19 protein-coding genes are annotated in these 19,461 nt (G+C 60.5%); 10 read left to right on the plus strand and 9 right to left on the minus strand.

The annotated features are described in order from the left end of the window. The first annotated feature begins 106 nt into the window (after positions 1-106). The 10 genes from FFM53_RS28370 (at position 107) to FFM53_RS28415 (ending at position 11,711) form a co-directional block, all read left to right on the plus strand. Positions 107-1,717: a GMC family oxidoreductase gene (locus FFM53_RS28370; protein WP_138390771.1), complete on the plus strand. Its 1,611-nt coding sequence runs from the start codon at positions 107-109 to the stop codon at positions 1,715-1,717. 147 nt (positions 1,718-1,864) lie between these two features. Next, the gene (locus FFM53_RS28375; protein WP_138390770.1) at positions 1,865-3,016 is read left to right on the plus strand and encodes a transporter substrate-binding domain-containing protein; all 1,152 of its coding nucleotides are present in this window, start codon (positions 1,865-1,867) and stop codon (positions 3,014-3,016) included. A 12-nt stretch (positions 3,017-3,028) separates the two neighbouring features. Further along, positions 3,029-3,637 (plus strand): ANTAR domain-containing response regulator, encoded by a 609-nt coding sequence (locus tag FFM53_RS28380; protein WP_072641334.1) that lies wholly within the window; start codon positions 3,029-3,031, stop codon positions 3,635-3,637. A gap of 247 nt (positions 3,638-3,884) precedes the next feature. After that, positions 3,885-5,135, plus strand: a complete 1,251-nt coding sequence (locus FFM53_RS28385) for a transporter substrate-binding domain-containing protein (RefSeq protein WP_138331145.1) — start codon at positions 3,885-3,887, stop codon at positions 5,133-5,135. A gap of 146 nt (positions 5,136-5,281) precedes the next feature. After that, positions 5,282-6,175, plus strand: coding sequence for an urea ABC transporter permease subunit UrtB (gene urtB, locus FFM53_RS28390; RefSeq protein ID WP_138331144.1), 894 nt, complete (start codon positions 5,282-5,284; stop codon positions 6,173-6,175). A gap of 1 nt (position 6,176) precedes the next feature. Then, on the plus strand, positions 6,177-7,316 hold the full coding sequence (gene urtC, locus FFM53_RS28395; protein WP_138331143.1) for an urea ABC transporter permease subunit UrtC: 1,140 nt from the start codon (positions 6,177-6,179) through the stop codon (positions 7,314-7,316). Between the two features lies 1 nt (position 7,317). Beyond that, on the plus strand, positions 7,318-8,067 hold the full coding sequence (urtD, locus tag FFM53_RS28400; protein ID WP_138390769.1) for an urea ABC transporter ATP-binding protein UrtD: 750 nt from the start codon (positions 7,318-7,320) through the stop codon (positions 8,065-8,067). Further along, positions 8,067-8,762: an urea ABC transporter ATP-binding subunit UrtE gene (gene urtE / locus FFM53_RS28405; protein WP_138331141.1), complete on the plus strand. Its 696-nt coding sequence runs from the start codon at positions 8,067-8,069 to the stop codon at positions 8,760-8,762. The genes urtD and urtE overlap by 1 nt, the downstream gene beginning before the upstream one ends. 28 nt (positions 8,763-8,790) lie before the next feature. Further along, the gene (locus FFM53_RS28410; RefSeq protein ID WP_173863035.1) at positions 8,791-10,542 is read left to right on the plus strand and encodes a nitrilase-related carbon-nitrogen hydrolase; all 1,752 of its coding nucleotides are present in this window, start codon (positions 8,791-8,793) and stop codon (positions 10,540-10,542) included. An 11-nt stretch (positions 10,543-10,553) separates the two neighbouring features. Further along, positions 10,554-11,711, plus strand: coding sequence for an iron-containing alcohol dehydrogenase (locus FFM53_RS28415; protein ID WP_138331139.1), 1,158 nt, complete (start codon positions 10,554-10,556; stop codon positions 11,709-11,711). A gap of 189 nt (positions 11,712-11,900) precedes the next feature. Here the strand turns inward: FFM53_RS28415 and FFM53_RS28420 are convergent, their stop codons facing one another. The 9 genes from FFM53_RS28420 to FFM53_RS28460 form a co-directional block, all read right to left on the minus strand. Then, positions 11,901-12,464 (minus strand): nucleotidyltransferase family protein, encoded by a 564-nt coding sequence (locus FFM53_RS28420; protein WP_246413243.1) that lies wholly within the window; start codon positions 12,462-12,464, stop codon positions 11,901-11,903. 149 nt (positions 12,465-12,613) lie between these two features. Continuing rightward, entirely contained in the window at positions 12,614-13,078 is a 465-nt protein-coding gene (locus FFM53_RS28425) for a molybdopterin-binding domain-containing protein (RefSeq protein ID WP_138390768.1), read from the minus strand. Beyond that, complete coding sequence (locus FFM53_RS28430) at positions 13,075-13,782, minus strand: XdhC family protein (protein ID WP_138390767.1); 708 nt, start codon at positions 13,780-13,782, stop codon at positions 13,075-13,077. Before FFM53_RS28430 ends, FFM53_RS28425 begins: the two co-directional genes overlap by 4 nt. Then, positions 13,782-14,111 (minus strand): XdhC family protein, encoded by a 330-nt coding sequence (locus tag FFM53_RS28435; RefSeq protein ID WP_138390766.1) that lies wholly within the window; start codon positions 14,109-14,111, stop codon positions 13,782-13,784. The genes FFM53_RS28430 and FFM53_RS28435 overlap by 1 nt, the downstream gene beginning before the upstream one ends. Beyond that, on the minus strand, positions 14,108-16,471 hold the full coding sequence (locus FFM53_RS28440) for a beta-glucosidase family protein (RefSeq protein WP_138390765.1): 2,364 nt from the start codon (positions 16,469-16,471) through the stop codon (positions 14,108-14,110). The genes FFM53_RS28435 and FFM53_RS28440 overlap by 4 nt, the downstream gene beginning before the upstream one ends. A gap of 39 nt (positions 16,472-16,510) precedes the next feature. Further along, a complete protein-coding gene (locus FFM53_RS28445) occupies positions 16,511-16,990 on the minus strand; it encodes a MarR family winged helix-turn-helix transcriptional regulator (protein WP_138390764.1) in 480 nt (159 codons plus the stop codon). Positions 16,991-17,045: 55 nt separating this feature from the next. Further along, positions 17,046-17,645: a cysteine hydrolase family protein gene (locus tag FFM53_RS28450; RefSeq protein ID WP_138390763.1), complete on the minus strand. Its 600-nt coding sequence runs from the start codon at positions 17,643-17,645 to the stop codon at positions 17,046-17,048. Then, entirely contained in the window at positions 17,645-18,694 is a 1,050-nt protein-coding gene (locus tag FFM53_RS28455) for an ABC transporter ATP-binding protein (protein ID WP_138390762.1), read from the minus strand. The genes FFM53_RS28450 and FFM53_RS28455 overlap by 1 nt, the downstream gene beginning before the upstream one ends. Beyond that, complete coding sequence (locus FFM53_RS28460) at positions 18,681-19,460, minus strand: ABC transporter permease (RefSeq protein WP_003554934.1); 780 nt, start codon at positions 19,458-19,460, stop codon at positions 18,681-18,683. The genes FFM53_RS28455 and FFM53_RS28460 overlap by 14 nt, the downstream gene beginning before the upstream one ends. Position 19,461: the final 1 nt, after the last annotated feature.

Here is a 19,461-nt window from a genome sequence, read left to right on the forward strand (position 1 = left end):
TTCCAGAACTCCTTTTTGCACATCGTATGTGCTTCTCCGCGCCTTGTCTTCAGTGGCGTCGCCGATAAACCCGTTTTGGATATCGATCGTAAGGCGGAGAAAAGCGATGGAGGGGGATTATGATTACATTGTCGTGGGGGCAGGGACGGCAGGGTGTATCCTTGCGAACAGGCTGTCTGAAAGCCCAAGGAACCGCGTGCTGCTCCTTGAGGCCGGCAGCAAGGACAACTGGATCTGGTTTCATATTCCCGTCGGTTATCTTTTCACCATCGGCAATCCCCGCTCCGACTGGATGTTCAAGACGGAGGCCGAAGCCGGCCTGAACGGCCGTTCGCTGTCCTACCCGCGCGGCAAAGTCATCGGCGGCTCCTCCGCGATCAACGCAATGATCGCCATGCGTGGTCAGGCGGCGGACTATGATGGATGGGCGAGCCTTGGTCTTGCGGGCTGGGGCTGGCAGGACGTTCTGCCCCATTTCCGGCAGATGGAAGATCACTTTATGGGGGAAAGCGCGCATCATGGCATAGGCGGCGGCTGGCGCGTCGAGGCCCCGCGTCTTTCCTGGCCGATCCTCGACGCCGTTCGGGAGGCTGCAGCGGAACTCGGAGTCGCCAAGATCGCGGATTTCAACACGGGTGACAATGAAGGATCCGGCTATTTTCACGTCAATCAGAAACGTGGTCGTCGGTGGTCTTCGGCAAGGGGTTTTCTGAAGCCGGTCTTAGCGCGGGCGAACCTGCGGCTTGAAACAGGCGTTCTGGTGGACAGGCTGGTCATCGAAGACGGTCGGGCAACGGGGGTGCGCTATATCCGCGACGGCGTCTTAAGAACGGCGACGGCAAGAGGCGAAGTCGTGCTGAGTGCCGGCGCCATCGGCTCCGTCCAGCTATTGCACCGGTCGGGCATCGGGCCGGCTGAATGGCTTGCTGCCGCGGGCATCGAACCGGCTCTCGCGCGGCCCGGCGTCGGGCGCAATCTCCAGGATCATCTGCAGCAACGCGCCGTCTACAGGATCAGCGGCGCCCGTACGCTTAATGAAACCTATCACTCGCTTCTGCGCCGTGGCCTGATGGGGATCGACTACGCCCTGCGTCGCCGTGGACCGCTAACCATGGCGCCGTCCCAACTCGGTCTGTTCATGCGCTCTGATCGGTCGCACGATCGCGCCAACATCCAGTTTCACGTCCAGCCCCTGTCTTTGGACAGGTTCGGCGAACCGTTGCATCGTTTTCCCGCGATCACCGTCAGCGCCTGCAATCTGAGGCCAACGTCGCGCGGCGAGGTGCGGCTGCGCTCAGCCGATCCCCACGCACCGCCGCTCATCGCCCCGCGCTATCTGACGACAGCGGAAGACAGGCGGGTGGCAGCGGACGCTATCCGCGCGACGCGGCGGCTGATGGCACAGCCCGCGCTGAGACCGTACCAGCCGGAGGAAGTTCTGCCGGGCATTGCCGTCGGCGACGACGACGCATCGCTTGCGAAGGCCGCCGGCGATATCGGCACCACCATCTTCCATCCGGTCGGGACCGCGAAGATGGGTCGCGCGGACGATCCGCTGTCCGTCGTCGATGCACGCCTGCGCCTCCACGGGGTAGCGGGTCTTCGCGTGATCGATGCGTCGATCATGCCGACGATCACCTCTGGCAATACCAATACGCCGACGGCGATGATCGCGATGAAAGGTGCTGCGATGGTCCTTGAGGATGCAAGCCGATAACCATGCACGGCCTTTCGTTCCGCTATTGTCACCGGACACGGAAACTGACATCATGGATCGGCTGGCTTCAATGAGCCGCTGATATTCCATGAGCAGGGTAGCTCTCGACCGGAAACGGGCGGGAGCTTTTTTATTTTTTGGTGGGCGATGATGCATTCAGAAAGTTGGCGGGTCGGTGTGCTGTTCTCCGAAACGGGTGTGACGGGAGCCGTGGAAACAACCCAGAGGGCCGCGACCTTGCTGGCGATCGACGAAATCAACGCGGCCGGCGGCGTGCTCGGCAGGACGATCGAGCCCGTCGTGTACGATCCGCAATCGACGCCCAATCTCTACAAGGAACTTGCAGTCAAGCTTTGCGACGAAGATCGGGTCCGGGTCGTTTTCGGTTGCCATATGTCGAGCACCCGCAAAGCTGTTCTGCCCGTCATCGAGGCCCGTGATGCACTGCTGTTTTACCCGACGCTCTACGAGGGATTCGAATACTCCCGTCACTGCATCTATACAGGTGCTGCCCCCAACCAGAACTCCGTCCAGCTCGTCGACTTCCTGACCGAGCACTATGGAAAGCGGGTTTTCCTGGTGGGTTCGAACTACGTCTATCCTTATGAATCCAACCGGACGATCAGCGACCTGTTTCTTCAGCTGGGCGGACAGGTCCTGGACGAGATGTATGTTCCCCTGAACCTCAAAACCGAGGACGTTGCCAAGATCATCCGGCACATTCGCGCGGTACAGCCGGATGTCATTTATTCGACGATTGTCGGCGACGGTATCATTCCCTTCTACACGGCGTTCAAGCAGGCCGGGTTCGATGCGGCGACAATGCCGATCGCGAGCCAATCGACCAGCGAGGCGGACGTGATCCGTATGCGGCCGGATGTGGCCGAGGGGCATATCACCGCAGCCCCCTTCTTCGCCTCTCTGGATACGCCCCGCGCCCGCGCTTTCGTCTCGGCTTACCAACAGCGATACGGCCTGCAGATGCTTCCGACCGCACCGGCTGAAGCGGCTTATTTCCAGGTTTATCTCTATGCGGCGGCTTTGCAGCGCGCCGGTGGCGACGGACTTGAGCAGCTTCTGCCGGCTCTCTATGATGTCGAGTACGATGCACCGCAGGGTGCGGTGAAGATAGACCGGACGACAAACCACACGCATCTGTGGCCAAGAGTGGCAAGGGTGAACCCCCAGGGCGGCTACGACATCGTCTACGATCCGTCGCTCCGGGTGGCGCCAGACCCGTTCATGCGAGAATATCGCCCGGACTTGACGCAGACTTTCCCGCATCGTGTTCAGGTTTGAGAGGGAGCGACGATGTCTTTCGCCCTTCTCAGAGATTTACGGGACCTCAAGGTTCTGGTCATCCACCCCCGGACATCCGAAGGAGAGTTTCTCGTCGATCACCTGCGCCGTATCGGTTGTACGGTCAGTTGCCTTTGGCCGGTGCCTGCCGAGTTGCCGCACGGCACAGATGTCGTCTTCCTCGCGATGGAAGATGAGGCGCGACCGGAAATCGAACGCCTGCTGAAGTCTTTCCCCAATCCTGCTCCGACCATGCTCGCCATCGTCGGGTACGAAAACCCCTCGACCTTGCAGATCGTTCTGGAAAGCGGCGCGCTCGCCATTGTCGAAAGACCGATCAAACCCTTTGGTCTGCTGACCAATCTCGCCATCGCCCGCAACCTCTGGCTGGAGCGGCAAAAGCTCGTCAAGGAAGCACGCAAATACAAGCGCAAGGTACTGGGAGACCAGAAACTTGCCCGGGCCAAAGCCATTCTGATGGCCAATCGCGGCACAAGCGAGAATGAGGCGTATCGCGAAATGCGCGACCAGGCGATGGCTCGGCGCGTGCCGATCGATGAAATCGCCAATTCGATTATCAACGCCGAACAGCTCTTGCGCCCGTCCCAAAAACATGATTAGTTTTTCACGTGTTTCCAACAAAACACCTCCGGCACATCCCTTCGTTTGACGAAGCCATGTGCCGCTGTTGCACGCGGCGCAGCCGTGATGCGGTGATGGCAAGGGTGCCCGCAGGCTGTGACAAGCCTCGCGGGTTTTTTGTTGTCTGCTGACAGTGACGTCAGTTCTCTACTCATTTCCGGCATGAAAGCCTTGCCGTTCGGCGGGCCGTGCCGCCGTGCGCGCCAATCAAAAAAGGGGAACCAAGATGGTGTTCAACAGACGAGAATTTCTGAAAACCGCAGCGACCGCTTCTGCCGCACTCGCCCTGCCGGCTCTGGGCAGCCGCGCCTTCGCAGCCGATGCCATCAAGGTCGGCGCTCTCTACTCGCAGACGGGCGGGCTTTCCGTTGCCGAGAAGCTTCTGGCAAACGGCGTCATGATGGCCGTGGCCGAAATCAACGCGACCGGCGGTGTTCTCGGTCGCCCAGTCGAGGTGGTCGTCGAAGACGGTGCTTCCGATCCGAAAACCTTCAGCGAGAAGGCTTCGAAACTGATCCTCAAGGACAAAATTTCGACCGTGTTCGGCTGCCACACATCGGCCAGCCGCAAGGCCGTGCTGCCGATCTTCGAGCGACGCGGCGCGATGCTATTCTACCAGACGCATTACGAAGGCTTCGAGTGCTCGCGCAACGTCGTCTATTCCGGCGCCGTTCCGAACCAGCAGCTCGCCAACTACATTCCCTGGATCGTCGAGAAACTGGGCAAGAAGAAATTCTTCATCGTCGGCTCGAACTATGTCTATCCGCGCGAAATGGCCAAGGTTTCCAAGAAGCTGATCGAGGCGGCCGGCGCCGAATGGGTGGCGGATGAATATCTGGAACTCGGCCATTCGGAATGGGCCGTCATGGTCAGCAAGATCAAGGAGTCGGGCGCCGACGTGGTTCTGTCCAACGTGGTCGGCGACTCCATCATCGCCTTCTACCGAGAGTTCAAGAACCAAGGGCTCTCGCAGGAGGTTCTGCCGATCTGCGCGACGGTCACCTCCGAAATCGAAATCGCCGCGATGGGCGCCGAATATGCGGCCGGAAGCTACACCTCCTTCCCCTATTTCATGTCGATCGACACGCCGGCGAACAAGAGCTTCATCGACCGCTTCAGGACCTTCGTCAACGATCCGAAAGCCGTCACCTACCATTCTCTCGAAGCAGCCTATTTCCAGGTCTTTCTGTGGAAGCAGGCCGTCGAAAAGTCCGGCGATCTTTCGGCTGACGCGATCAGGGCCGGCATTCGCGGCCAAACCTACGAAGCACCCGGCGGCAAGGTGACCACCGACCCCGACAACCTGCATTGCTGGCTGACGCCGCGCATCGGGCAATGGCAGGCGGACGGTCAGAGCAAGGTGGTGAATGCCTACCCGGCGCCGATCAAGCCTCTGCCCTATTCGGCCTATGGCGAGACGGAGAGCAATCTGTTCTGCACCAGCAACGGTCTCGACGCCGCAAAGCTCAAGGGCTGACCCCTCCCCGCGTCGTCCCGCCATCCATGGATGGCGGGATCATGTCTCGAAGGCCGGCCCTCTCTTCCTCCGCGAGCTGTCATCCTGCCGTCAGGATGGGAAGGCGCAGGAGAGTTCGGCCCGGCCTTCTCACGAACGGTGGCGCTATGCTCGACATTCTGTTTATCGGCCTCAGTCTCGGCTCGATCCTTCTTTTGGTGGCGCTCGGCCTTGCCATCACCTACGGCGCCATGGGCGTCATCAACATGGCTCATGGAGAGATGGTCATGATCGGCGCCTATGTCGCCGTCCTCTCCGGCATCTGGCTGAAGGCAAGCCTTCTGCTCGCCATCCCGCTGGCCTTCGTCGTGACGGCCCTGCTCGGTCTGCTGATCGAGCGGCTGGTCGTCCGGCGGCTTTATGGCCGTCTGCTGGACACGCTTCTCGCCACCTGGGGGATCGCCATCCTCCTGCAGCAGGCCGTGCGCCTCGAATTCGGCCTGTCCTTTTTCGGCATTCATGTCGAAGGTCTTGGGGCCGGCCTGCAGAACGTCGCGGTGCCTGCCTACCTGCAGGGCACGTTCAGGCTTGCCGGCGCTGACATCAACGCCTACCGCACCTTCATCATCGCCGTTACCGCCGCGCTGACACTGGCGACATGGTTCATTCTCTACCGGACGGCGGGCGGCATGCAGGTTCGCGCCATCATCCGGAACCCGAATATGGCCGCAGCCTGCGGAATCGACGTGAAACGCGTCAACGCCATGACATTTGCTTTCGGTTCCGGCCTTGCCGGCGTCGCCGGCGTCATGATGTCCGGCTTCAAGACGGTCTTTCCCGACATGGGCACGACGATGGTCGTCGACGGCTTCATGGTCGTCGTCACCGGCGGGGTCGGCAGCCTTTTCGGCACCATCCTGTCGTCAGGGCTGCTTGGCGAAATCAATGCGCTGGTCGCCATCGGTACGAACGACATCCTGGCACGTGCCGTCGTGTTCGGGGTCGTCATTCTCGTCATTCTCGTCAAGCCCAGCGGGCTGTTCTCGTTCAAGGGGCGCTGACATGAGCATCGAACGGAAATTCCAGGTCGCCGCCTATGTGCTCTTCATCGCGGTGATTTTTGCAGCGCCCGTTTTTGGCGACGAATTCTGGCTGAACCGCATTTCGAAATACCTGGTCTACGGCATGCTGGGCGTCGCCATCGCCCTCACATGGGGATATGCCGGTATTCTCAATCTCGGCCAGGGGCTATTTTTCGGTCTCGGCGCATACATGCTGGCCATGTCGCTGAAGCTGTCGAGCCTGACCAGTCTCCAACAGGGCTCCGACAAACCGGTTCCTGACTTCATGCTCTGGAATGCCGAGCCCGGCGCGCCGACGGAGCTTTGCTGCATCAATAAGGGCTCCTTCCTCTGGCTTCCGTTTCAAAGCCAGTCGGTGGGTCTCGTGCTCGGCATCGTGCTTCCGGTGGTGATTGCCGGAGCACTCGGCATGCTGGTTTTCCGCAAGCGCATTTCCGGCGTTTTCGTCTCGATCATCACGCTGGCGCTCGTTCTGCTTGTCCGTCTCGTCATGGTCGATGCGCAACCGGTGACAAACGGCTTCAACGGCCTGACGGATCTTGGTTGGCTGACGATCGGTGGCATCGAATTCGATCCCTATAGCCGGGCGACCTATTATCTGTGTGCCGCATGCCTGTCGCTGACGCTCATCGGTGCCCGCCTCATCGTTGAAACCCGCGCGGGCATGATCCTGCAGGCGATCCGCGACGATCATGTGCGTGCCCGGTATCTCGGCTTCGACGTCTCGCTCTACCAGGTGTTCTTCTTTGTCATTTCGGCGGGAATCGCCGGCGTTGCCGGCATGCTCTACGTGGTCGTCGCGGAGTTCGCCTCTCCGACCTTCATGGATCTGTCCTTCTCCGTGACGATGGTGGTCTGGGCTGCCGTCGGCGGCCGCTCCTCCCTGCTTGGCGCCTGCGTCGGCGCGATCCTGATCAACATGATCGAGGCGGAGGTCAGCGAGACCGAAGCGCTGGTCGAGGCATGGAAGGCGATCATCGGTCTCATCTTCGTGCTGGTCGTTCTGTTCATGCCGCGCGGCCTTGGCGGCGTTGCGCATGATGTGCTGCGATGGTTCGTCCGTCGGCGCAAACCAGGCAAGGCGTTTCCGGCATTGCCGCAGCAAAGCGAGGCATTGTGATATGAGCGCCATCGCATTGACCATCGACGGTCTTAGCGTCGACTTCGGCGGTTTCCGAGCCGTCAACAATGTCAGCATCACCGTCTTCGACGGCGAGTTGCGTGTGCTGCTTGGCGCAAACGGCGCGGGTAAGACGACCTTGATGGATCTGGTCAGCGGCAAGACCCACAGCACGCAGGGCAAGGTGTTCGTCTACGACACCGACATCACCAACTGGCCCGAACACCGCATCGCACGCGCCGGCATAGGCCGGAAATTCCAGATCCCCAGCGTCTTTCGCGAGCTTACCGTGCGACAGAATCTGGAGGTCGCCAATTGCCGCAACCCTTCGGTGCTTGCCAATCTTCGCTTCGGCTTTTCGCGCGCCGAGGCGAGCCGAGTGAACGACGTTCTGGCACTCATCGGCCTCGATGCCGAGCACGGCATGACGGCCGCCTATTTGAGCCACGGCCAGACGCAGTGGCTGGAGCTCGGCATGCTCATCGTTCAGGATCCCAAGGTGGTTCTGCTCGACGAGCCGACAGCCGGCATGACCCAGGCTGAAACCCGCAAGACGGCGCAGATCATCAACAATCTCAAAGGTCGCCATACGATTCTCGTTGTCGAACACGACATGGGGTTCGTCCGCGAAATCGCCGAGCGCATCACCGTTCTCCATCTCGGAGAGGTTCTGGCGGAAGGAAGCGTCGAAGATATCGAGCGCAATCCGAAAGTCCGTGAAGCCTATCTCGGTTCGAAAGGAATATCCTGATGCTGTCGTTGAAAGACGTGCACAGCTTTTACGGCCGCAGCCATATCCTGCACGGCATCACGCTCGATGTTCCGGCCGGCAAGGTGACAAGCATTCTCGGCCGCAACGGCACTGGCAAGACGACCCTGTTGAAAACCCTGATGGCACTGACAGACCGCATGACTGGCGAGATGCGTCTGCAGGGAAAGGACATGGCCGCATCCCCAACGCATGAAAGGGCAAGGGCCGGTATTGCCTACGTCCCTCAGGGCAGGGAGATCATTCCCGATTTTACTATCCGCGAGAACATCCTGATGGGCGCCTTTGCCCGCACCGATGGCAAACGCGAGATTCCTGCGCTGGTGCCAGAGCTTTTTCCATACCTGATGGCCAATCTCGATCGGCCGGGCGGCGTGCTTTCGGGCGGCCAGCAGCAGCAGCTCGCCATCGCCCGCGCGCTGGCCGCAGATCCGAAAGTGCTACTTCTCGATGAACCGAACGAAGGTATCCAACCCTCCATCGTCGAGGAGATCGAAAAGATCATCATCCGGCTCAATCGCGAGATCGGCATGACGATCATCCTCGTCGAGCAAAACGTCGCATTTGCGCGGCACGCCTCTCACCAGTTCGCAATGCTGGAGAAGGGAGGCGTGGTCGCGGCCGGCGCCATCGACAGGCTCTCCGACGCGCTTGTTCACCGGCATATGGCTGTCTGAAACAGACCGATATCCTTTCATAGAGACAATGGGAACAACAATGACATCGACACAAAGCTATACCGCGGCCACCATCCAATTCGAACCGACCATGTTCGAAAAGGCGCGCAATATCAGCCGGCTGGCAACCCTTTGCGAAGAGGCAGCGGAGGCAGGTGCGCGCCTGATCGTCACGCCCGAAATGGGCACGACCGGCTATTGCTGGTTCGACAGGGCCGAGGTGAAACCGTTCGTCGAGACTATCCCCGGAGCGACCACGGATGTTTTCCAGGCCATTGCCAGCAAACACCGCTGCTATATCGTCGTTGGCATGCCGGAAGTCGACCCGGCAAGTGATCTTTACTACAATACCGCCGTCCTGATCGGTCCAGACGGCGTCGTTGGCCGGCATCGCAAATCGCATCCCTATATCGCGGAGCCGAAATGGGCTGCCAACGGCGACATCGTCCATGAGGTATTCGAAACAGAGATCGGCCGGATCTCGATGCTGGTCTGCATGGATCTGCACTTCTTCGAGACGGCGCGCCTGGAGGCTCTCGCGGGAGCCGACATCATCTGCCATATCTCCAACTGGCTGCAGGAGCGCACGCCGGCACCCTATTGGATCAACCGCGCCTTTGAAAACGCCTGCTATGTCATCGAAAGCAACCGTTGGGGGTTGGAGAGAACCGTGCAGTTTTCCGGCGGAAGCTGCGTGATCGATCCCGACGGCACGGTCGCCGCCTCCATCGATACGGGCGACGGGATCGCCTATGGCACTATCGATCTCGCTCTTGCTCGCCGCCGCGAGGTCCTGTGCGAACCGGTTTTCGAGTCTCGCCGGCCCGAACTCTACATGAACATGATGACCAACAGCTTCACCTGGAACCCGGGCGATTACTTCCGTCTCTACGGATACCAGCCGATACCGCGCGGACGCACATCGCGCGCCGCTGTCGCCCAGTTCGCCCCGTCCTCTGTCATCGCAGACAATATTGCCCGCATCACTCAACTGGCAGCCGAGGCGAAGGCGACGACAGCGCCGGACATTCTGGTTTTCCCCGAGCTGTCGCTGACCGGACTAGGGGCCCCTGAAACGCGGGCGGAGCCGCTCTCAGGCCCGACGGTATCCGCCTTCGTTCGTCTGGCAATGAAGCTTGGTTTCTATCTTGTCGCCGGATTTGCCGAGGCGGACGGAGACAAGGTCTATAACAGCGCGGTCCTTGCAGGCCCCGAGGGTCTTGTGGGCAGCTACCGCAAGACGCATCTCGGCATTGCCGACAGCTGGGCGACGGCCGGCGACGAATGGAAAGTCTACGATCTTGCCATCGGCCGCGTCGGCCTGGCGGTCGGCCACGACGCGCTCTATCCGGAAGCCATCCGTTCGCTCGCGCTCATGGGATGCGACGTGGTCGCTTGCCCATCAGCCATAGCCGGCACTTTCACCGGCAGCCACAACGGCACGAAAATTCCGCATAACTATCCGATCCCCAAGGGCGCCGATCCCTACCACTGGCATGCGTTGCGCGTGCGCGGTGGCGAGAACAACGTTTATTTCGCCTTCGCCAATGTGCTGGATGCAGCGCGGGGATACCTGGGCAAGAGTGCTGTGTTCGGGCCGGATTCCTTTGCCTTTCCACGCCAGGAATCGGCAATCCTGGACGAGGACGGGATTGCGGCGGCAGCCGTCGACACCACCAATCTCGATACGCCGTATCCGACGAACATCGTCCGGCGAAAGGATCTTGTTGTCATGCGCCAGCCGCATCACTATCAGCCGCTGGTCAAATGGCATCAGTGAGAGACAGGCAGATGTCCACATTCACATTCGCAACCGTCCCGCAGATCATCGCGGGGCCAGGCTGCATCGCCAGACTTTCAGAGCTGACGAAAACGCGGCTTGGGCCGCGTGTTCTGGTGATTTCGGACGATGGGGTCGTCAAGGCGGGGCTGGTGCAGCCGGCCCTGGCGAGCCTTTCGGCAGGTGGCGCTGAAACATCCATCTTTACAGGCGTTGTGGCTGATCCGCCGGAAGCCATTATTCACGCGGCTGTGGCGCGGGCGATCGAGTTTGGCGCGACCGGTGTATTGGGCATCGGCGGCGGCTCGTCGCTCGATGTCGCGAAACTCGTGGCTCTTCTGGCCAAAAGCGGAGAAGCGCTCGGCAATATCTACGGGGTTGGAAACGTGACCGGGCAGCGCTTGCCGCTGGTGCTCGTGCCGACAACGGCAGGCACCGGATCAGAAGTCACACCGATTTCCATCGTCACCACGGGCGCATACCAGAAAAAGGGCGTCGTATCGCAGGTCCTGCTACCTGATACGGCCTTTCTCGACGCGGAGCTGACCATCGGCCTTCCACCGGCCGTGACCGCTGCAACGGGGATTGACGCCATGGTGCACGCCATCGAGGCTTTCACCTCCGCGAGCGCAAACAACAATCCGGTTTCCCGTGCTCTTGCCAAGGAGGCTCTTCGGCTTCTCGGGGCGAATATCGAGATCGCGGTCATGAACGGAAGCGATCTGGCCGCCCGACAGGCGATGCTGCTCGGCGCAATGCTGGCGGGTCAGGCCTTTGCCAATTCGCCGGTCGCTGCCGTCCATGCTCTCGCCTATCCGATCGGTGGCCGCTATCACGTTCCGCACGGCCTTTCCAACAGTCTTGTTTTACCGCATGTGCTGCGCTTCAATGCGATCGCGTGTGGTGATGCCTATGCGGAACTGGCACCTTGTCTCTTTCCTCACCTTGAGCCTGCCAGTCAGGCCGAACGGCTTTCCGGTTTCATCGAAGGACTGGCATTGATCCCTGTGCGCCTGAACCTGCCCGTACGCCTGCGCGATGTCGGAATTCCCAAGGACGGGCTTTCTCTACTAGCGGAAAGTGCGATGGAACAGACCCGCTTGCTGGTCAACAATCCGCGCACGGTGTCGCTGTCGGATGCCGCCAGGATCTACGAAGTCGCTTGGTAAAAACGTGCCGGACGCCAGGGTCGCGCCATATGTGACAACGCCGACAGAATTACGGTCGCCTTGATACGATTCGAACCACTGCACCGCCGAACCTTTTTGCTAAGCCTCTGCTTGGCCTGCCTTTTTGCGCCGTAACCACATTTATGGAACTATGGCTGTAGATCAGAACCAACGCGAAATGGAGTCGCGTCAGCTTTCCGCAGGAATGCCCCCGGCCGCGATGATGGCCTCGGGCGTGTCGACGTCGATCTGCGCCGCGTCGCCAATCTCGACCTCAATCACCGGCAGCCCAGAGGTTTTGATCAGATAGCGGGCGCCGACATCGCCCTTCAGCCGCAGAACGGCATCGTTCAGCGACCGCGGCAGGATAACGGGATTTCCGCGCTTGCCCTGCGAGACGGCACGAACGATCGATGCACCCTTGCCATCTTGAAAGGCCGTAATCAACCGGTTGAGATCGCTGCTGGTCACACCCGGCATGTCCGCGAGCATGACGAGGACACCGTCGGCACCATTCGCCTCGGCAGAGGCAAAGCCTATCACCAGGGAGCTTGCCATCCCGGACGCGTAATCCCGATTTGCGACGATGTTCAATTGGAGATCGGAGAGTGCCTTGCGGATGTCGTCCTGGCGGTGGCCGACGACCACAGTGACGGATTCGGCATGACTATTGCTCGCAGTCACCGCCGAACGGCGGACGAGCGGGATCCCGTCAAACTCGGCCAGCAGCTTGTGGCCGCCGTTCGGGCCCAAGCGCGTCGCCATACCGGCAGCCAGAAGTACGATCGCCACTATTGGCTTCACCGCGACTTCTACTCCAAGGTCTGACATGGCATCGGCCGCGTCTGGATCTCCATCGGGCGCCCGCCACCCATTCGAATATATCATTTTCATCGGGACTCTCACCCGCCAGAATGCGCAGGCTCGTCGATCTTCGAGCGATGAACCGCTTGCGGAATGATTTTGAAGGTCGCGATCATCGTACCGATGCCAACCCCTGCGTGGTCGGCCAGGCAGGCGAAGGCAATCGCCGGCGCGATGGCATTGAGCCTGTCGACCGCTGCTTTGTCGATCGCGAATGTACCCTTGACGGTCGAGTGGACGTTGACCCGGCCCGTCGTCGCCTTGGACAACTTTATATCTTCAGTGGCGATTGATTGTCCCAGCATGTAGGCGGCCTGGTCTTCTCCCACATCATCCGTGTTCATGCGCGCATCCGTTACGTGGCGAAGCTCAGCCTGCTTCAGCCGCGCGAGGTCGCAGTCTTTCAGAACATGGCCTTTCGAAAAAGTGCCTTCGGGCAACCTCAGCGAATGAGCAACCACACGCCCGTTAGCGTCGTCGACGGATAACTGACCGAATTTCATGGTGCTCCATCCCCAGATAACGAAAGAGGGCGCGACCGCAGTGCTTGAATGACTTCGCCCAATATCGCCACGGCGATCTCGGCCGGATTGGAAGCCCCGATATCGAGCCCGATCGGAGCATGAATGGCTGAAAGCGCATCGGGGGTGAAACCTTTCAACGCAAGCCTGTCGGTCCTCGCAGCATGCGTCTTTCTGCTACCGAGCGCGCCGATGTAGAAGCAGCCCGTCCGCAACGCCTCCGCTAGCGGAAGATCATCGATCTTCGGATCATGGGTGAGTGCAACCAAGGCCGTGTAACGGTCGAGCGGGTCGAGCAGAAAAACATCGGCAGGCCAGTCGGTGAAGAGCGGCACACCAGGGAAGCGTTCGCTAGTCGCAAAGGCCGTGCGCGGATCGATGATGCGCACATCGAAACCGGCAAGCCCTGCTATCTGCGTCAGATACTGGCCAATGTGCACGGCGCCAATAATGGCGATACGCGGCGCAGGTAAATAGACGTTCAGGAACCCTCTGCCCTCGGTTGCATCGAACGCCATCGAGCGGCCGGAGCGAAAGGCATCTTCGATCAAATCTGCGATCGGCCCGTCAAGCGGATCACCCTCTAGAACGATGCGTTCGGTATGACTGTCAAGATCAGCCAGCAGAATCGCAGCGATCCGTTTGCGGCGCGCAGCGTTTAGGCGTTGCAGGCTGGCAAGCTGCATCAGTCGAGCCTTTCGACATAAACGCGGATACGCCCGCCACAGGACAGCCCAAGGCGCCAGGCGGTCTCGTCCGTGACGCCGAACTCTAGCATCTGCGCCGTGCCACCGGCAATCACATCGAGCGCGGCCGTGACGACCGCACCTTCGACACAGCCGCCGGAAACCGAGCCTTCGAAATTGCCATCTGCGTCGACGACCAGATGGCTGCCAACAGGACGTGGAGCCGAGCCCCAGGTTTCGATGACCGTTGCGATGGCAACGGCGCGACTTTCATCTATCCATGTCTCGGCCGTCAATAGCGGATCGTTTGGATGTGATACAGTTGTCATTCCAGCGAATCTTCCACGCAAGTGTCGTTCAAGCTCGCGAAGACCAGGGCGATATCCGCCTCCCTGACGCTATCGCCGACGTACCAGCTCAGGGTGTCATAAAAGCCGAGGAAAGAGCCCTTTGTCTTCGCGAGAAGCGCCCTGGCTTCCGCACTGGAGATCGAAAGCGTGGCGACAAAGAAGTCAACCAGAGCGGCCTCGGCCTTCGGATGGGCAAATATCAGCGCCGGTGGAGAGTTGGGCAAAAGCACGTGCAGTCCTGGACGTTCCGGCCGGCATGGTAGAATGGCCTCCAGAAGCATATCACGTGATGATGCACCCACTTCTATGACGAAAGCCTCCGCATCCAGCACCCATGCGGAGCGGACGGCGTCGAAGTACTGGAAGTCCCGCTCAACGAGGGTAAGGGGCACCGTCTTCGCCTCGCCGGGCTCCAGATACAGTTTGCAGAAGGCTTTGAGTTCACGGATCGGCCGTTTTAAGCCGGGTTTCACCGGGCGAACGTAGAGTTGAATGATCTCCTTGCCCGCGACAGATCCAGTGTTGCGGATAGTAACGCTCGCAGTACAGGCCACGCCCGGAGCGACTTCCTGTATGTCGATCCAGAGATTCTCATAGCTGAAGGTCGTGTAGCTGAGACCGTGCCCGAAGGGAAACGCCGGGGCGATTGCCTTGAGATCGTAGAAGCGATAGCCGACGAAAACACCCTCGCTATAGAGATGGCGCCCATGCTCACCAGGATAGGTGTGCCAGCCGGGAATGTCCCGCATCCGCACGGGCATGCTGGCAGAGAGTTTGCCGCAGGGGTTCTGCTCGCCAAACAGAACGCGGGCAATGGCTTCGCCGCCGCCCTGTCCGGCGTAGAACGCGGCGAGCACGGCATCGACATCCTCGAGCCACGGCATTTCGACGGCATCCGGCATCGAGAGCACCACGATTACCTTGCAACCGGATGCAGCCAGCGCATGAAGGAGGGCGTCGTGGGTGGCGGCCAGCTTCAGTGTGTCGCGGTCGTTGCCCTCGCCGTGCCGGCTCTTCTCGTTTTCCGCAAACACCACTGTGAAATCGGCAGAAGACGCCGCCACGACGGTCGCCTCGATCAACGCCTGCATATTGACCTCTGCGGCAGAGGGGAATGGCAGATGCTGCACCTCGAAGTCGGCGCCTGCCCGCGCGGCAATCTGAACGAAGGGGCTGTCGACGCGATAGGGATTGGTCGTGGCCGAACCGGAACCTTGGATCACGGGAATGGTAGCGCCGTCACCAACGACGAGGAGCCGGCCGGTGCTATTCGGATCAAGCGGCAATGTCCTGCCTTCGTTGCGCAGCAAGACGATCGATTCCGCTGCAATCTCCCGCGACAGAGCGTGGTGCCGGTCGAGATCGATGACCGTGTCGCGCCGCTCATGCATCTTGCATTTGCGCACGAACGCCAGAACCTTAGCGCAGGCGGCATCGACCACCTCGGGCGCCAGATCACCAGCCTCGATCGCCGCCCGCAGGCGGGCCTTGCGTGGCTGGCTTTCCGGCATGTCGAGATCAGTCCCGGCAGCGAGCGCCGCACCACGGTCCTTAATCGCGTGCCAATCGGAGACGACCAGCCCGTCATAGCCCCATTCCTCGCGCAACACAGTGCTGAGCAACCATTGATTTTCTGCTGCCTGGATGCCGTTCAACCGGTTGTAAGCGCTCATCACCGTCCAGGGCGCGCTCTTTCCGATCACTCGTTCGAAGCCCGCCAGATAGATTTCGCGAAGAGCCCGTTCATCGACATCGGAGCTGGTCGTTGTCCGGTCGATCTCGGAATTGTTGCAGGCAAAATGCTTCAACGAGGCGCCGACGCCATTGTCTTGCAGGCCCGAGATGACGGCTGCGGCAATGTTCCCGCTGATGAGGGGGTCCTCGGAGTAGTATTCATAGGCGCGGCCGGCAAGCGGCGTGCGGCGGATATTGATGCCGGGCCCAAGCAGGAGATGAACGCCAAATTCCTGGCATTCCGCCGCCAGCGCCTCCCCCATGCGGTAGGCCAGATCGACATCCCAGGAACAGCCAAGCAGATTGCCGTTTGGAAAGCAGGTTGCAGGACGTGTCGCGCCGAACATGCCGCCTGATGCATCGGCTTGTTGGCCGACAACCGCCAGAAACGCCCGTAGGCTGTCTTCGTCATTGTCGCCGGCGTCGATCTGGGTTGTGGAGTAGCGAACGCCATGGGCACCATCGGTCATGACAATCGATGGAATACCGAGCCGTGGGATCGATGCGGTTTTCCACAGCCCGCGTCCGCTCAGAAGATCAACCTTTTCGGCAACCGTCATCTGGCCGACAAGCGACTTGATTTCGTCTTCGCTGGGCTGAAACATGGTATTCTCTCGATTTGTAGAAACAGTCGTGGTCTCTTATCAACAGATCTTCTGCAGGAGCTCCATCAGCATCATCCGCTCAGCAAGCGTCAGCGTGCTCAGCGTTTCCTGCGAGATCTGCAGTGCGACCGACAGGTTGCGAGCCACTGTCGCCTCGCCTTCCGGCGTCAGCGTCAGCACCAGCCGGCGCGCGTCGGTGGCGTCGGGTGCGGTGTGCACCAGCCCACGTTTTACCAGACGGTCGACGACGCCCTTGATGGTCGCCATATCCATGGCGGTCTCGCGGCCGAGGTTGCCCTGCGAGCAGGGCTGCAGGTCCTGCAGCCTGACGAGCGCCGCCCACTGGGTGGTGGTCAGCCTTTCCGCCATCAGGCTCGCAAAGATCGCCACGTGCCGCTGGTTGGCCTGGCGTAGGTAGAAGCCGATCTGCTCGCCAAGCGTATACTGTACCTGCTGGCTCTGCGCCTCGGTCGCTGCGGTCTTTTGTCGGCCGCTTTTGTCTTTGAACGGAACGTCCATCGGATCTCTCAAATCTGCCTGTTCATCGTCGTGACCGGCAATGGCGCTGCCGAATTTACTCTCGCCATAATTTCAGAATGGCTTCTGTCGTTAGAATTTCAATCTGCTCCGAAAGCCTTGGCGCCAGGATCTCGATGACCATGGCGTGCGCCTTCAAGTCGCCGCTTGCCAGTGCGTCCTCGGCGAGGATGACCCGGTAGCCGGCGTCGACCGCATCAAGAACGCTCGCGTAGACGCAGACGTCGGTCTCGACCCCCGAGAAAATCAGCGTGTCCGTTGCCGATCCTTGCAGCCGCTCTAAAAAACCGGGCGAGCCAAAGACCGAGTAGGTCTCCTTGTCCACGATAGACCCTGGACCGGCGATCGCCGAAAGCGGCGCCACCAGATCCAGCATGGCGACATCGAGCTCATCCAGCGTCACGGATGACCAGCGACGATAGTAGGTCTTCCAGCGACCCGTGGCATTTTCGGCACTTTGGGGCACCATGAAGCGAGCAAAGACAGTCTCAGCGGGCTGCGCTTTGCTGAGCGCCACCACATTGGGAAGAATGCCGGCAATTGCCGGCGTATGCCACGCCGTTTGCTCAGCGAAGAGGCGTTGCATGTCGATGACGACACGCAACGCATTCCTGGAGAGTGGCGCGGGTGCCATCATCAGTCGGCCACCGGGACGGTGTGTTCCGCGGCCCAGGTCAGGGTGATGGTGTCGCCATCGCTCAGGACTTTGCCATCGCGGTTCTGTGCAAACAGCTTCAGCGGCACACCGTCTGCGGTTTCCAGCAGATAGGACAGCACGGGACCTGCGTAGATGACGGTGGTAATGCGTGCCGTCAGGCCGTTGCCATCCGTCGGACCGGATGCGATCGACATCTTCTCGGGGCGCACGGCGAGCGTGACGTTCGAACCGCTTGCGGGCAACGTGCCGGTAGTCTGAACTACCGTCCCATCGGCGAGACGCACGGCGCCGTTCTCCACGGTGCCGGTGAGGAAGTTGGAGTCGCCGAGGAATTCGGCGGCAAAGCGCGTCAGCGGTCGCTCATAGACGGTTTCCGGCTCGCCGATCTGGACGATGCGGCCCTTGTCGAGGATCGCTACCTTATCGGACAGCGTCAGCGCCTCTTCCTGGTCGTGGGTGACGAAGATCGTCGTCAGGCCGCTTTCGCGCTGGATGCGCAACAGTTCGACCTGCATTTCCTGGCGCAGGCGCCGATCGAGCGCCGACAGCGGCTCGTCGAGGAGCAGCACGCTCGGCTTGATGACCATGGCGCGGGCAAGCGCAACGCGCTGCTGCTGGCCCCCGGACAACTGCTTGGGCATGCGATCGGCAAAGCCAGGCAGATGCACCATTTCCAGCGCACGGTCGACTTCCTTACGGGCGGCGGCGCCCTTGATGCCCCGGCGTTCGAGACCGAAGGCGACGTTCTGGGCAATTGTCATATGCGGGAACAGCGCGTAGGACTGGAACATCATGCCGATGTTACGGCCCCAGACCGGAATGTCGGTGACATCATTGTTGCCGATCGTGACGACGCCCTGGTCGGGCTTGATAAAGCCCGCGATGATGCGCAGCAGTGTGGTCTTGCCGGAGCCGGATGGGCCGAGAAGGCTGGTGAAAGAGCCTTCAGGGAACTCGGTGGTGATATCGGACAGGACCGGTGTGGTGCCGTAGGTCTTGGCGACGGAATTGACTTTAACGTTTGTCACTTGTGTCTCCGGGCTTGGCGAAGCGCGCAAAAATCAGGATGATCGTCATCGAGCCGAGCAGAAGCACGGTGGAGATCGCGTTGATTTCAGGGGTGAAGCCCTTGCGGATCGAGGAGTAGATCTGCACCGGCAGGGTGGTGTATCCGGGCGTTGCGAGGAAGTAGGAAATCACGAACTGGTCGAGCGACACGGCGAAGGCGAAGAGCGCGGCGCCAAGGATGCTCGGATAAAGCAGCGGTAGCGTCACCGAGAAGAAGGCGTGAACCGGTGTCGAACCAAGGCTCATTGCGGCTTCTTCAAGGTCGGCGCGGATTGTCTTGAAGCCCGTGCCGACGACCAGAACAACGTAGGGGATGGCGAGTGCCACATGGCCGATCAACAGGGCATGCATGCCGCGCCCGATTCCGGTCCAATAAAAGAAGATCAGCATGGCCGTGCCGGTGATCAGCCAGGGAATGGCAATCGGCGGCAGCAGCATCAGTTGCAGGAGACTTCTGCCGCGAAAGGTCCGGCGCGACAGCGCAACGGACGCCATGGTACCCAAAGCCGTCGCCAGAACCGCGGTGATACTCGCGATCACCAGGCTGTTCAGACCCGCCGTCAGAAGGATGCTGTTGTCCCAGAGCGCGTCGTACCATTGCAGCGAGAAATGGAATGGCAGCTCGTAAAGTGGCGAAGCGTTGAACCCCATCGCCATCATCACGAGAATGGGCGTGTAGAGGAAGATGAGGATAGCGATGAGATAGATTGGACCGAGCGTTTTCATG

The organism is Rhizobium indicum (genome assembly GCF_005862305.2).
Taxonomy (GTDB): Bacteria; Pseudomonadota; Alphaproteobacteria; order Rhizobiales; family Rhizobiaceae; genus Rhizobium; species Rhizobium indicum.